11 protein-coding genes are annotated in these 14,732 nt (G+C 72.0%); 2 read left to right on the top strand and 9 right to left on the bottom strand.

Annotated elements, in window-relative coordinates:
- Positions 1-55 precede the first annotated feature (55 nt).
- The 9 genes from mtnC to ABZW96_RS31740 all read right to left on the bottom strand — a co-directional run bounded on the left by mtnC (position 56) and on the right by ABZW96_RS31740 (position 7,918).
- Positions 56-748 carry an acireductone synthase gene (gene mtnC / locus ABZW96_RS31780; protein ID WP_355079734.1) on the bottom strand — a complete coding sequence of 231 codons (693 nt, stop codon included), beginning with the start codon at positions 746-748 and terminating at the stop codon, positions 56-58.
- Positions 745-1,320: a cupin gene (locus tag ABZW96_RS31775; RefSeq protein ID WP_355079732.1), complete on the bottom strand. Its 576-nt coding sequence runs from the start codon at positions 1,318-1,320 to the stop codon at positions 745-747. The genes mtnC and ABZW96_RS31775 overlap by 4 nt, the downstream gene beginning before the upstream one ends.
- On the bottom strand, positions 1,317-2,963 hold the full coding sequence (gene mtnA, locus ABZW96_RS31770; RefSeq protein WP_355079730.1) for an S-methyl-5-thioribose-1-phosphate isomerase: 1,647 nt from the start codon (positions 2,961-2,963) through the stop codon (positions 1,317-1,319). Before mtnA ends, ABZW96_RS31775 begins: the two co-directional genes overlap by 4 nt.
- Positions 2,964-3,039: 76 nt before the next feature.
- Entirely contained in the window at positions 3,040-3,381 is a 342-nt protein-coding gene (locus tag ABZW96_RS31765) for a DUF1330 domain-containing protein (RefSeq protein ID WP_355079728.1), read from the bottom strand.
- A gap of 168 nt (positions 3,382-3,549) precedes the next feature.
- Entirely contained in the window at positions 3,550-3,720 is a 171-nt protein-coding gene (locus ABZW96_RS31760) for a hypothetical protein (protein ID WP_355079726.1), read from the bottom strand.
- A 473-nt stretch (positions 3,721-4,193) separates the two neighbouring features.
- On the bottom strand, positions 4,194-5,933 hold the full coding sequence (locus tag ABZW96_RS31755) for an NTP transferase domain-containing protein (RefSeq protein ID WP_355079724.1): 1,740 nt from the start codon (positions 5,931-5,933) through the stop codon (positions 4,194-4,196).
- A gap of 82 nt (positions 5,934-6,015) precedes the next feature.
- Positions 6,016-6,771: a VOC family protein gene (locus tag ABZW96_RS31750; protein ID WP_355079722.1), complete on the bottom strand. Its 756-nt coding sequence runs from the start codon at positions 6,769-6,771 to the stop codon at positions 6,016-6,018.
- Between the two features lie 54 nt (positions 6,772-6,825).
- Complete coding sequence (locus ABZW96_RS31745) at positions 6,826-7,137, bottom strand: MGMT family protein (protein ID WP_355079720.1); 312 nt, start codon at positions 7,135-7,137, stop codon at positions 6,826-6,828.
- Positions 7,138-7,141: 4 nt separating this feature from the next.
- Positions 7,142-7,918, bottom strand: a complete 777-nt coding sequence (locus ABZW96_RS31740) for an alpha/beta fold hydrolase (protein WP_355079718.1) — start codon at positions 7,916-7,918, stop codon at positions 7,142-7,144.
- On the opposite strand from ABZW96_RS31740, the gene ABZW96_RS31735 reads away from it, so the two are divergent.
- Positions 7,808-11,422 (top strand): ATP-dependent DNA helicase, encoded by a 3,615-nt coding sequence (locus tag ABZW96_RS31735; RefSeq protein ID WP_355079716.1) that lies wholly within the window; start codon positions 7,808-7,810, stop codon positions 11,420-11,422. The genes ABZW96_RS31740 and ABZW96_RS31735 overlap by 111 nt on opposite strands.
- 43 nt (positions 11,423-11,465) lie before the next feature.
- Positions 11,466-14,732: UvrD-helicase domain-containing protein (locus tag ABZW96_RS31730; RefSeq protein ID WP_355079714.1), on the top strand; the 3,267-nt coding region annotated here is incomplete at its 3' end.

Below are 14,732 nucleotides of genomic sequence, written 5' to 3'. Positions count from 1 at the left end.
GGCTCGGTCGATCCGGCCGAAAGTGATCGCGGTTCCGAGGAGGTTATCTGCGCGATCAGACCTGGTCGGCGGGGTTGATGTCGGCGAACGTGTCGACCCAGTGGTGTGGCGGCCGAGGTGGATTGGGTTCGCCGGGTCGGGCCAGCCCGACCACTCGCCACCCAGCGGCGACGGCGGCGTCGAGTTCGTCCGGGTGGTCGGACAGGAACAAGATGCGTTCGGCAGGGGCGCCGATGGCGCCCGCGATCTTGTCGTAGGAGGACGCCTCGCGTTTTCCGCCCGCCGTCGACAGATCGAAGTACCCGCTGATCAGGCCGGACAGGCTGCCTCCGCGCGCGAAGGCGAACCAATCCTGCTGATTGCGAATCGATCCCGAGGAGTAGACGTACAGCGCGAGACCCGCGGCGTGCCACGCGGCCAGGGCCGGTGGCACGTCGGGGAAGAATTCGCCGTGCAGTGCGCCGCTGCGGAAACCCTCCGCGCAGATCACACCCTGCGCGGTCTTCAAAGGCTCGGCCTTGACGTCGGTGTCGAGCCACCCGCGCAGGATCGCGGCGACTTCGGCCGGATCCGCGTCCGGCCGCCCGGCCAGCTGCCTGGTCGCGGCCAGCACGGGCGCCGCGGCCGCGGAGCTGTTCTCGGCCAGCCACTCCGGAAGCCGTTCGCGGGTGTAGCCGTACAGGTCTTCGCGAACCGCGGCGGTGGGGCTGGTGGTGCCCTCGATGTCGACGACGACGGCGTCGATCACGGCGCGGTGAGCAGCTCGTCGAGGCTGGGGAAGCCCGCGCTGATCTTGTCGCCGGTGAAGTCGCCGACCCAGCCGTCCTCCTCCTCGAAGAAGCGGATGGCGATGAAGTCGGGGCGTTCGCCCATGTCGAACCAGTGCAGCGTGCCCGCCGGAACCGAGAGCAGATCGCCGCCCTCGCAGACCACCGCGAGAACTTCCTCGCCCAGGTGCAGGTAGAAGCAACCGCGCCCGGCGGCGAAGAAGCGCACCTCGTCTTCGGCGTGGCGGTGCTCGTCGAGGAACTTCCCTCGGGCGCCCTTGGCGATCTCCGGCCACTGCGGGTCGGCGTCGTCGGGGTGGATGCGGGCGATGTCGATGTGCTTGTAGCGCCCGGTCTCGTTCAGTTCGGCGACGTTCGTCTCGTAGTGCGCGAGCAACTCCTCCGACGGCACCGACGCGGCGTTCTCCACCACCGGCCAGCGGCCGAACGTGATGCCGTGCTTCGCCAGCTCGGTGCCGATCGTCTCGTCGTCGCTGGTGCGTACGCGCACGTCGGCCGCGTTGTCGGCGGCCATCACCTGCAGCAGGGTCATGTCAGTCCAATCTCGAGAAAATCGTCGCGCGGGCCGAACGCCGCCGGACTACCGGTGCGGGTCACCAGCTCACACAATGCTTCCAGGCATTCGGCGCGATCGCGCGCCTGGGCGAGATCATCGCCCCACGCGGTGATCCCGTGCCCGGCGATGATCAGGACCGGAAGCGCGTCGGGGTGGTCGAGGAGATAGCGCTCGATGTCGGCCCCGATGCGCGGCACCTCGGGCCAGTTCGGGAAGACCGGGATGTCCGCGACGGCCGGATCGCCGCCACCGAGTCCCTTGATCAACTCGTAGTCGGTGATCCGCAGCGTGCCGAGCGTTCCCGGCGTCGCCGAGCGGGTGGCCAGTGCCGTGGCGAACGGCGGATGGATGTGCACGACCGCTTGCGCCGGACGGGCCCGGTAGACGGCGGTGTGGATCGTCGTCTCCGCGGAGGGTTTGCGCCCCTGATCGGACACGGGCGCGGAGTCCGCGACGCGCACGGTGACCATGTCGCGCTCGGTGAGTTCCCCTTTGGACAGCCCGCTCCCGGTGACCACGGCGGTCGCGCCGGTGCGCACGGAGATATTGCCCGCCGTACCCGGCATCCAGCCGCGCCGGTACAGCTCGCGGGCGAGGTCCGCGATTTCCGCGCCGGGCGACCGATCGGACCGGTGCACCACACCCTCTTCGGTGACCACCGCGGTCACCAAATCGGCGGGCGTGACGTCGAAGGCCGGGTTGAAGACCTCGGTGTGCGCGGGAGCCGTTGCCACACCGCCGAATCCGGTCACCTCGGCCGCCGCGCGTTCCTCCACGACGATCTCCCGGCCGGTGGCCATCGAGAGGTCGCGGGTCGACTCCGGGGCCACCACGACGAACGGGATGCCGTGGTGGCGGGCGGCGAGCGCGAGACCGTAGGTGCCGATCTTGTTGGCGACGTCGCCGTTGGCGGTGACCCGGTCGGCGCCGACCAGCACGCAGTCGACCTGTCCGGTCGCCATCGCCCAGGCGGCGGCGGAATCGATGGTCAGCCGGTGCGGGATGCCCGCCTCGGCCAGTTCCCACGTGGTCAGGCGGGCGCCTTGCAGCAGCGGGCGGGTCTCGTCCACCAGCACCTGCTCGATGGCGCCGCGCTCGGACAACACCCGCAGCGTGCCGATGGCGGTGCCGAACGCGCTGGTCGCGAGCCGTCCGGTGTTGCAATGGGTGAGCACGCGCAGCGGCCGGTCCGGACACAGGCGCTGCACCAGGTCGGCGGCGTTGGTGGCGGCGGCCCGGTTGACCCGGCCGTCTTCGGCCAGCATGTCGAGGGTCTCGGCGAGGACCGCATCGGCGCCCCGGCCCACCTTCGCCCGGACCCGCCGCACCGCCCAGGCCAGATTGACCGCCGTCGGCCGGGCCGCCGCGATCCGGTCCGCTTCGGCCTGCGCCGCGGTCTCGTCCACCACGCCGCCTACGGTGTGCGCGGCGGTGGCGATGACGACGCCGAACGCGCCCGCGATGCCGATGGCGGGCGCGCCGCGAACGGCCAGCGTCTCGATCGCGTCGATGACCTGGTCGACGGTGCTCAGCCGCAGCTCACGCACCTCATGCGGCAGTCCGCGCTGGTCGATGGTGACGAGCGTGCCGTCGTCCCAGACCAGTGAGCTGTCGTCCATCAGGCGCATCCTTCGCGTCGAACCGGGTCGTGCCTGGTCAACGGTATCGGACGCCGGACGGCGAGCCGAAATCGCGTCAGGCCGCCCCGGCGCGCAGTTCGGCGGCGCGTTCGCGCGGGTCGTAGTCGGGGCCGACGCCCTCGATGAGCAGCAGGTCGCCGTCGATGTGATCGGCGCGCAGCGGCAGGATCTCCTGATAAGCGGGCGAGTGATACCACTCCCGCGCCTCGGTCATCCCGGGGAACTCGATCAGCACCATGCTGCCGGGCCAGTCGCCTTCCACGACCTCGGCAGGGGAGCCGTGGATGACGAAGCGGCCGCCGAACGGGTCCAAGGTGGCCTGGATGCGCTCCAGGTATTCGAGGATGTCGGGATGCGGCCTGCGACTGCGGAGATGGGCGAAGCCATAGGCGGACATGGCGTGTGGTTCCTTCGTTCGACGACGCCGGAGATGGCGTCGAACCGACGGTAGGTCCGCCTCGTGCGGGGTGGCAATTACCTCCGGGGTAAGCACAGGGCCTGAAACCGACCGCAGCCGCCGGTCCCGGGAGGAGGTGGGGCCGGCGGCGCGGGGGGCGCAGATCAGCTAGCGGCGGCGCTCCTGCTCGCCGCGCCGGTCGGGCATCTCGGAACGGTTGCCCCGACGGCCTTCCATGTCAGCGCCTTCACGGATGTCCTGCTCTTGGCGCTGTTGCTGCTGCTGCCTCGGCATCTGCTTCGGCATTTTCTTAGGCGTTTTCTTCGACTTTTCAGCCATCTCCACTCGGTCCTTTCCGGGGGATTGATATTCGCCTAACGAACACACGATAGCGAGCGGGAATGGCCTGTGGAAGAGGAAATGAAAAATATGGCTCCGAGCGGCTCGGTTGTTGTGTTTCCGCTGGTAGGAGCGCTATTGATCTCTGTATTCAGTAATGAATCCAGTTCAGTTCGACTTTTTCTTCCGGCCGGGTCGAGGCGAGGTGGGCCGTATGAAAACGGCGGTCAGGCATTCGTTTTATTTTCCTCGTGGATCGCTCTGCCGACGTATATCGCATTCGACTCCGCTGCCGCAAAGGAGTGTGCGTGCACGTTCCCGTGGCAACGAAACCCGCTGCACCGCAGAGACTTCGGATCGACGTCGGCCGAGCATTGGCGCACCGTCGTATTCCGCGCTCACTCGATCTCGCTGAGGCCAAGGCCCGCAACCGATTTCGTTCGGTCCACGACGCGCCCCGCGGGCCGAAGGGTTCAGCGCAGCGGCAGGAATTCGACGATCGCGCCGTCCTCGGCATCGGACGGGACGACCACCAGGCCGTCGCGGTCGATCAGGCCGCCCAGATGTGCCGTCCGGACGACCGGGTCGCCGATCCATCCGCCTTCCTCGGCGGCGCGAGCCGGAACGATGCGCGTCACCTGTCCGGCGATCTCGGCGGCGTTGTGCAGCGGCCCGCGCAGCGGGCGGGCGGGGAGCGCGCCGGTGCGGCCCTCGACGATCGCGGGTGCCAGCGCCATGAGCGTCGCGACGGCGGCGAACGGGTTGCCCGGCAGGCCGAGCACCGTGGTGCCGGAGGTGAGCCGGGCGACGACGGTGGAACCGCCCGGCCGCAGCCGCAGCCGCGGCACCACGATCTCGGCTCCGGCGCGGGTCAGGGCGGCACGGAGCTGGTCGGCCGCCCCGCCGCCGGTCGCGCCGACGATCACCAGCAGGTCGCAATCCGGCGCGACGGTCAGGACCTCGTCGAATCCGTGCGGAGTGTCGCGCAGGTGCACCCGATCGGTGGTGCGAATGCCGTACCTGGCCAGCAGTTCCGGCAGGATCGGGCCGATCGAATCGCGCGTCTGCCCCGCCTGTAGCGGACCTTCGCTGCGGATCTCGTCACCGGTCATGACGACGTGCGCGCGGACCGGGCCGCGCACCGGCGCGGCGGTGACCTCGACGCTCGCGGCCGCGGAGACCAGCGCCGCGGTGACCGGCGCCCCCTCCGGCGCGACCGGATCACCGGCCGCCCGGTCCTCGCCGCGGCGGCGGATGTCGTCGCGCGGCGGGGTGTCCGGCAGGCGGTACAGCGTTTCGTCGGCGACGTGCGCGAACTCGTCGCGCAGCACGCCCGTGGTGCCATCGGGGACGTGCGCGCCCGTGGCGATGCGCACCGCCTCGCCCGGCAGCAGCCCCACCGGACGCCGTCCGCCCGCGAAGCCGACGTCGCGGCGCAGGCGCCACGGCCCGTCGCCCGCCACCGCGTAACCGTCCATCGCCGAGACGTCGAAGCGAGGCAGCGGCCCGGCGGCCGTCAGCGGGCCCGCGAGCGCGGCCCCGATCACCGAACACAGGTCGGCTTCGTACGCGGTAAGCCGGGAAAGTCTGGTGCGCAGCAGGTTTCGCGCGTCGCCGAGCTCGAGCGGCGGTTGCTGTCGTGGCGCGTCCACCGCCGCTCTGGCCTGTCGCACCTCCTCTTCGGTGTCGCAGTCGCCGACGCCGGAGAGCGGGATGATCCCGGCGGCTGCGGGCACCAGCGCCTTCATCGGCTGATTGATCAGCGCGTCGAGCTCGTCCAGTGCGGCCGCCAGCGCGGAACGCCGCCACACCCCGATCAGGTATTGCGGCCGACCCGACTCGTCGGCCGCGAACACCGCGTCCGCTCCCGATTCGGTGGCGTGCCGGATGAGTTCGGCGATCGCCGACGGCGACAGGAACGGAAGGTCGGCGGCAAGCACCACGACCAGCGGGGCGGCGGAGCCGAGGGCCCGCAGCCCCGTGTCGATCGCCGCCACCGGACCCGATCCGGGCGGCACCTCGCGAACCTGCGTGATCTCCGGCGCCAACTCGGGGCGGTGCGGTCCGACCACCACCGTCCGCGCGCACGAGGCGACGGCGGCGAGCGCCACTTCGAGCATGGAACGGCCGCCGATGACGATGGCCGGTTTGTCCACGCCGCCCATCCGGCTGGCCCGGCCGCCCGCGAGCACGATCGCGTCGACGGCCGTCACACGCCACGACCCGGACTCAGGTACACCATGGCCGCCATGCTAATTCGTCAGCGCGGGGAAGCCGGGGAGCGGACGGCGTCGATCAGGCGTTCGACCAGAAGCGGGCCGGTGGCAGCAGCCGGAACTCGTTGAGCTCCGGGTCGGCGAGCACGAGGTCGGTATCGCGGTCGGGAGCCGGGGCGCCGCGGTCGATGGAGGTGGCGCCCGCCGCGTGCAGCCGGGCCACCTCGGCGGCCCGGTCGTCGGCCGGGAACGAGGTGAGATCCAGGCGCAGTCTGGTCCGGCCCGACCCCGCGTCGGGCGTGCGCACGAACTCCAGCCAGGAGCCCAGTCCGGTCGGTGCGCGCAATCCGGCCAGCCGCTCGCCGCGCCGCATGGACGGCCAGCCGGTGGCGGTCGACCAGAATTCGGCCAAGCGCTGCGGATCGCGCGTGTCGACCACGACCGCCGCGACGGCTCCGGTGTCCACGTACTCCTCCCTCGGTTCGAGCACGCAGAACTCGTTGCCCTCCGGATCGGCGAGCACCGCCCACGGCACCGCGCCCTGCCCGATGTTGATCGAGCGCGCACCCAAGGCCAGCGCCCGGTCCACCTGGGTGCGCTGGTGGTCCAGCGAGCGGGTGGCCAGATCGAGGTGCAGGCGATTCTTGCCGACCTTGGCCCGCATCGCGGGCAGGAAGGTGAGCGCCAAGTCGCCGCCGTCGGCGTCGGGAGCCGCCACGTTCACCTCGTCGCGGCGGTCGAGGGTGACACTCCAGCCCAGCAGTTCGGCCCAGAAATCCGCGACCGAGCGGGGCCGGTCGGCGTCGAACACGACACATGCCAGGCGGGTGGGCATGGATCAACGGTACTGGCCGCCATTCCGGCACGGAGGAATTTCGGAAAGCGGCGCTCAGTCGCCGGGGAGATCGGGCAGCGGGAAGCGTGCGGCGCGCAGGTCGACGCGTCCGTCCCGGATCGGCACGCCCTCTTCGGCCAGCAGGCGCAGCTGGCGATGAGCCAGGTGGGCGGCGGGACGGCCGCTCGCGCCGAGCACCCGATGCCAGGGCAGATCGGCCGAGTCGGTGCGCATGATCCAGCCCACCGTGCGCGGCGTGGACAAACCGGCGGCCGCCGCGATGTCGCCGTAGGTGACCACCCGGCCGGGCGGAACCGCCGCCACCAGCGCGCGCACCTGCTCGATCTGGGCGTCGGTGGTCGGCATCGGCTCAGAGCACCGAGCGCACGAGTTCGCCGGTCTGGGCCGGATACGCCTGGGCGACCATGTGATCGCAGTTCCATTCGAGCACGGTCAGGCCCGCGCCCATGTGCTCGGTGAGCGCCGCGCGGAATTCCGGCGTGACGAACGGCGGGTGCACCTTCATCGCCTGCACCAGCACGGTCGGCAGGTCGGCGGGCGGAAGCACCCAGTGGCGGGCCAGCTGGCCCCAGTAGGAGTTGATCGCTGGCAGGCTCATCCGCCAGCCGAAGCGCCCGTCGGCGGTGGGCATCAGGTGTTCGTCGAGTTCGGCTTCCAGCAATCGCGGCTCCACATCGCCCCAGCCGGTGTCGAGTTTGTCCTGGCGCGCGTGGTCGACGCTGTCGTAGTCGGCCGAGACCAGGGTGGACAGCGCGATCTCGTTGAGCCATTCCGGCTCCAGCGCGATCGCCGGATCGAGCAGCACCAGTTTGCGCACCAGTTCGGGATGCCGATGGGCCAGGTGCAGCGCGCACGCGCCGCCGAAGGAGTGCGCGACAACCACCACCGGGCCGTCCGCCTCGGCGGTGACCAATTCGACCAGGTCCTCGACGATGGTCTCGAAGTTCCACGGCGGCAGCGAGGTCGAGCGGCCGTGCCCGCGCAGATCCGGTGCGAGCACCCGTACGTCGGGCAGATGCCGGGTCGCCAGGTCTTCCCAGCGTTTGCCGTGACCGGTCACACCGTGCAGGGCGAGCACCACCGGTCCCGTCGTCGGACCGAACCGGTGGACATTCAGAACAGACACCGGTCCATTCTGACCTGCGTCGTGATCGGCCGCAGCGCCGGTCGGGCGGAGGCGTGTACCGGCGTGTCGGTCGTGTCTGTTGCAATAGCCCGCGTGGTGCGATCGGATGGCGCGGTGCGACTGGTTCGCCGGAACGTGGTGGCGCCCCGGCCGCGAGACTGGGGCGCCGACGTCCGCGCGCTGCTGGACGCCGCGGCCGAGGCCGGTCCCGCGCGCCCGGGATGGCGGCCCTGGCAGGTGCTCGGCGGCCCGGGCACGGGTAAGACCGCCCTGCTGGTCGACATCGCCGCCGGGCGCATCGCGGCCGGAGCCGACCCGGAATCGGTGCTGGTACTGACCCATTCGAAACAGGCCGCGGGCGCTGTACGAGACGCCATCACCACGCGGCTGAGCGGCCCGGGCCCCGGCGCGGAGGGCGGTGTGCCCGGCGCCACACGAGAACCCTTGGTGCGCACCCTGCACTCGTACGCCTTCTCCGTGCTGCGCAGGCACGCGATGGCGCACGGCAACCCGCCGCCGCGTCTGCTGACCGGAGCCGAACAGGACGCCGTGGTGCGCGAGATGCTGCGCGGCGATCTGGCGGACATGGCCGAGGGCGCGCACGGATTGTGGCCGGAGCGCCTGCGGCCCGCGCTCGCGCTCGGCGGGTTCGCCGAACAGTTGCGCGATCTGATGCTCCGGGCCACCGAACGCGGCATCGGGCCGGAGGACCTGGTGCGCCTCGGCCGCGAGCACGCCAAGCCCGAATGGGTGGCGGCGGGCAGGTTCGCCCTCCGCTACGAGCAGACGATGCTGCTGCGCTGGTCGGTGGGTGTCGATGCGCCGGAGGCGACCGCGCCCGCGCTGGACGCCGCCGAACTCGTCGGCGCGGCGCTGGACGCCCTGGCCGCCGACCCGAATCTGCTTGCCGCCGAACGCGCCAGGATCCGATACCTGCTGGTCGACGACGCGCAGCACCTGGACCCGCAGGCGGCGATCCTGGTGCGAGCGATCGGGCACAGCGCCAGGACCACGGTGGTCGCGGGCGATCCCGACCAAGCCGTGTTCGCCTTCCGCGGCGCCGACGCGCGATTCGTCGCGGAACTCGACGTGCCACCCGAGCGGCGAGTCGTGTTGCGCGACAACCATCGGTTCAGCGGTCAGGTGGAGCTGGCGGTCGCCCGGATCGCGGCACGCCTGCCGGGTAGTGCGCCGCAGCGCATCCCCGTGCCGGAAGACACCGGCCCGCGGGAGGACGGCACCGAGGTGCGCGTGCGCGTGCTGGCCACGCCGGCGAAAGAGGCCGCGCTCATCGCCGACCACTTGCGCCGCGCGCATCTCACCGGCGGGGTGCCATGGTCGCGGATGGCGGTGATCGTCCGTTCGGTACCGCTGTCGCTGGCGCCGCTGCGCCGCGCCCTCCTCGCCGCGGGCGTGCCGGTGCGGCAGCCCGCGCTGGACACGCCGCTGGCGCGCAGGCGCGGCGCGGCTTGGATGCTGCTCTCGCTGCGCGCGGTCCTGGCGGGGGAGCAGGCGCAACGGGGCGCGGAACCGGCGTTCGAGCCGGAGGACGCCCTCGATCTGCTGTCCGGGCCGCTGGGCGGCGCGGACCAGATCGCTTTGCGCCGGTTGCGCCGCGGCATCCGGCGCGCGGTGCTGGAATCGGTGCGCGCCGGGGCGAAAACATCGGACGCGGGCGACGATTCGCCGCCCGACCGCGACTCGGACATCGACCGCCCCTCCGCACTGATGTTGCGCGATCTGCTGATCGGGACCGGCGATCCGGCCATCATGGACCGGCTCACCGAGGTCGAGGCCGCGCCGCTGCGCCGGGTGCTGGACGCGCTGCGCCGGGCGCGCAAGGTGCGCGGGCGCGGCGCGGGCCTGGAGGACGTGCTGTGGGCGCTGTGGACCGGTTCTCGGCTGGAACGGCGCTGGGTGGCGCAGTCCGAGCGCGGCGGCGCGGTCGGCATGCAGGCCGATCGCGATCTGGACGCCGCGGTCGCGTTGTTCGACGCGGCCGCCGCCTATGTCGACCGGTTGCCGCGCGCGAGCATCGAAGGGTTCGTCGAATACCTGACGCAGCAGGAGATTCCGCAGGACGCGGCGCCTCGTACACTGCCGGGCGAAGCGGTGGCGCTGCTGAGCGCGCACGCCGCCGCGGGGCGGGAATGGGATGTGGTCGCCGTCGCCGCCGTCCAGGAAGGGATCTGGCCCGATCCGCGCACCCGCGGCACCCTCTTGCACACCGAAGATCTGGTCGATCTCACCGCCGGGGTGTCCGATGCCGGGGAGCGGGTGAGCCGTGCGGCGCCGATCCTCGCCGAGGAGCGCAGGTTGCTGCTCGTCGCGTGCAGCCGGGCCCGGCGGTCGCTGCTGGTCACCGCCGTGGAATCGGTCGCGGGCGAACGCGATCTGGTGCCGTCGCGCTTTCTCGCCGAACTGCTCGGACACGACGACGACGGCGAGCCCGGTGCGCTCCCGGTGGCCGACCCCGGCCGCGCCCTGGTGATGCACTCGCTGGTCGCCGAATTGCGCGGCGTGGTCTGCGATCCGGAGGCCGACCCGGAACGCAGGCGCCGCGCCGCGCACCAGCTCGCGCGGCTGGCCGACGCGGGCGTCCGGGGTACCGACCCCGACGACTGGTACGGCACCACCGAACTCAGCTCGCGGCGACCGCTGTGGACCGAGGACGACGGCGCGGTCGCGCTGTCGCCCTCCACCGTCGAATTGCTGCGCACCTGCCCGCTGCGCTGGGCGCTGGAACGCAACGGCGGTACCGACGGCGACAACCCGCACGCCGTCAAGGGCAATCTGGTGCACACGCTCGTGCAGGCGCTGGCGGGCAAAGTGCCAGAGGAACAGGTGCGCGCCGCGTTGGATCGCGCCTGGCGGGCGGTGGATCCGGGGACCGGCTGGCATTCCCGGCAGGAATTGCGCCGCACCGAGGCGATGCTGGAGACCTTCTCGGCCTGGGTGCGCAACACGCGCGGCGAACTCACCCAGGCCGGAGTCGAGGTGCCGGTGGACTGCGTGCTGCCCGCGCGCACGGAAGACGAACGCGCCGTACGGATCCGGGGCCGCGTCGACCGGCTGGAGCGAGACGCGCAAGGCCGTTTCGTCATCGTCGACGTGAAGACCGGCAAGTCGCCGGTCACCAAGCAGGCCGCCGTCGATCACGCGCAGCTGGCGACTTACCAGGTAGCGGCCGCCGCAGGCGCTCTCGACGCACCGGAGGTATCCGGTTCGGCCGAGCCGGAACCCGCGATCGGCTCGGCGGGCGAACCCGGCGGGGCGCGATTGGTGTACGTCGCCAAGCCGAGCAAGGCGGAGGGCGCCACTCAGCGCATGCAGCCTCCGCTGGACGCCGAGGCGCTCGAGCACTGGCGCGACACGATCCACCAGGCCGCGTCGTCCACTCAGGGCCCCAGCTACCTCGCCATGCGCAACGACGGATGCCGCCATTGCGCGGTCGCGGGCAGCTGCCCCGTGCAGGACAGCGGGAGGCAGGTGACCGACGAGTGAGCGCGCTCTCGGTCCCGCCGCGGCCGGTCGCCGGGGCGCCGCCGTGACGGGCGGGGTGACGCCGCACCAGCTGGCGCAGGCGCTCGGCCTGCCGCCGCCGACCGACGAACAGGCCGCCGTGATCGCGGCGCCGCCGGGCCCCACCCTCGTGGTCGCCGGCGCGGGCGCGGGCAAGACCGAGACGATGGCCGCCCGGGTGGTGTGGATGGTCGCCAACGGGCTCGTGCTGCCGGACGAAGTGCTCGGGCTGACCTTCACACGCAAAGCCGCCCAACAGCTGACCGCCAGGATCCGGACCAGGCTGGCCCGGCTCGCGGGTGCGCCGCTGCTGCGCGAACTGGACCCGAGCGGCCGCCTGCGCGCCCAGCTGACCGGCGCGGAACCGGAGATCAGCACCTACCACTCGTACGCGGGCAGGTTGCTCACCGAACACGGCCTGCTGCTGCCGGTGGAACCGTCGGCGACCCTGCTGACCGCGACCCAGCTCTGGCAGCTCGCCCACCAGGTGGTGCACACCTGGGACGGCGATCTGGAGACCGATCGCACCCCGGTGTCGGTCACCGAGGCGGTGCTCGCGCTGTCCGGGCAGCTGGCCGAGCACCTGGTCGAGCCGGAGGAACTGGCCGAGGCGCACACCGAACTGGCGAAGCTGGTATACACGCTGCCCCCGGGCCCGCGGCAGCGGGGCGGCCCGAGCCAGACCCTGCTGAACATCGTGCAAGTGCAGCGGGAACGGGTAGCGCTGCTACCGCTGGTGCACGAGCTCGCCGAGGCATTGCGCCGACGGGGCGCACTGGACTTCGGCGCGCAGATGTCCCTCGCCGCACGGTTGGCGGCCGAGCACCCCGAGGTCGCCGCCGCCGAACGCGCCCGTTTCCGCTTGGTCCTGCTCGACGAGTACCAGGACACCGGCCACGCCCAGCGGGTCCTGCTCGCCGCCTTGTTCGGCGGCGCGCCGGAGGAGCGGACACCGCAGCCAGCGACTCCGCCCGACATTCCTCCGGGCGATCGTCGCGGCGACGATGCTTCGTCACCCGCGGGCGTTCACACAGTTGCGCAGAGGGCGGCGCTGCCCGGTGTGCGGGAGAGCGTCGTGGCAAGTTCGGACACACTGCCGGAAACCGGGTCCGGGTCGTCATCGACCACCGACGCGCTTCCTGCTCACCCCGCGCAGAGCACGCGGTCGCCGGGCGTCGACGCGAACGACGTCGAAGGACAACCGCGGTTCGCCGGCGCACACGACCCGCGCGCCGTGGCCAGGCTTGCGGACCAACCTTCGCGCCGGCACGAAACGCAGCGACTAGCCGTGACCGCCGTCGGCGACCCGATGCAATCCATCTACGGCTGGCGTGGCGCTTCAGCGGCGAACCTGCCCCGGTTCGCCACCGACTTCCCCAGCGCGCCGGGCGTGCCCGCCCCGACGCTGTCCTTGCTGACCAGCTGGCGCAATCCGCCGGAAGCGCTGGCACTGGCGAATCTGGTCGCGGAACCGTTGCGGCGCAAGGCGTCCGAGAGCGGCGGGGTGACGGTCGATGCCTTGCGCGCCAAGCCCGACGCCGGGCCGGGTGTGGTGGCGCTGGCGCTGACCGACACCGTCGCCGACGAACGGGAGTGGGTGGCCGGGCGAATCGCCGCGGAGTGGGCTGCCCGGCACGCGGCCCAACAGCAGCCGCCCACGTCCGCCGTACTGGTGCGCCGCAATGCCGATGCCGCGCCGCTCGCGGAAGCGCTTCGCGCACAAGGTCTTCCCGTGGAGATCGTCGGACTCGGCGGCTTGCTCGCCACACCGGAGGTCGCCGACGTCGTCGCCACCCTGCGGCTGATCGCCGAACCGGGTGCGGGCAGCGCCGCCATGCGTGTGCTGACCGGCGCGCGCTGGCGCGTCGGGGTCGCCGACATCGCCGCGCTCGCCCGCCGCGCCAGGGACCTGTCCATCCGGCGTCCCGGATCGGAGGGACATACCGAGATCGCCGACGGCGCCGCGCTGGACGAGGCGCTGCGCGAAGTGGCGCCGGAACCCGCCGAACAGGCCGGGCTGGCCGACGCGATCGCCGATCCCGGTCCGCCCGAGCGGTATTCACCCGCCGGGTTCGCCCGCATCGAGGCGCTGGGACGGGAACTGGCCGCGTTGCGCGAACGCAGCGGTCAGCCGTTGGCGGAACTGGTCGCCGATGTCGAGCGCACCATCGGCGTCGGCGTGGAGACCCAGACCCGGCGAGCCATGGCGGGCACCGGGGCCGGACGCGAGCATCTGGACGCGTTCGCCGAGGTGGTGGCCGGGTACGCCGCGGACACCGGCGCCTCGCTCGGCGGACTGCTCGCGTTCCTCGCCGCCGCGGAAGAGGTCGAGAACGGGCTGGAGCCGGGCGAGGTCGAGGTCGCCAAGGACCGGGTGCAGGTGCTGACCGTGCACGCGGCGAAAGGCCTGGAATGGGAGATCGTCGCGGTCCCGCACGTGGTGGAGGGCGTGTTCCCGTCCAAAGTCGGTAGCGGCACATGGCTGGGCGCGCTCGCCGAGCTGCCCACGTCGCTGCGGGGTGACCGCAGGCAGGACGACGCGGCCGAGGGCGTGCCGGTGCTCGAGCTCACCGACTTGTACGACCGCGCGGACCTCGACGGCGCGATCAAGGCGCACAAGGAGGCGCTGGAGCGCCGCCGGATCGATGAGGAACGGCGCCTGTTCTACGTCGCGCTCACCAGAACCGGACGGGTGCTGCTGGTTTCGGCCCACTACTGGGCGGAGACCGGCAGCACTCCGAAAGGCCCCTCGGATTTCCTGCTGGAGTTGAAGCGCGCGCACCAGGACCCCGGCAGCCCGGCGTGCGACGTCTTGGCGATCGACCGCTGGGACGACCCGCCCGCCGCCGACGCCGTCAACCCGTTCACCGACAACCCCGCGGCCGCCGAGTGGCCGCGCGACCCCCTCGGCGCCCGCCGCGAGCCCATCGAACAAGGCGCGGCACTGGTCCGCGCTGCCCTGGCGAATTTGCGCGCCCGTCCCGCCGCCGCCGGGCACCACGGCTCGAAGCCGCACGGCGCTACTGGTTCGATCCGCAGAACCAGGTCTGCCCGTGCCGAGATGCCGTCCGCGCCGGACGTCGACGAGCCGGGTTTCGCGGACCGACCGGGCGACTACGGGCCGGGTGATGAGCCGAGTCTCACCGGCGATTCGGCTTCTGGCCTGCCCGGCGCTGAGCCGGAGTTCGAGCATGAGCCGGGCGACTACGGGCCGGGTGATGAGCCGAGTCTCACCGGCGATTCGGCTTCTGGCCTGCCCGGCGCTGAGCCGGAGTTCGAGCATGAGCCGGGC

Source organism: Nocardia sp. NPDC004168 (genome assembly GCF_040610355.1).
Lineage (GTDB): Bacteria > Actinomycetota > Actinomycetes > Mycobacteriales > Mycobacteriaceae > Nocardia > Nocardia sichangensis.
This window is presented reverse-complemented; position numbering and strand designations above follow the sequence as displayed.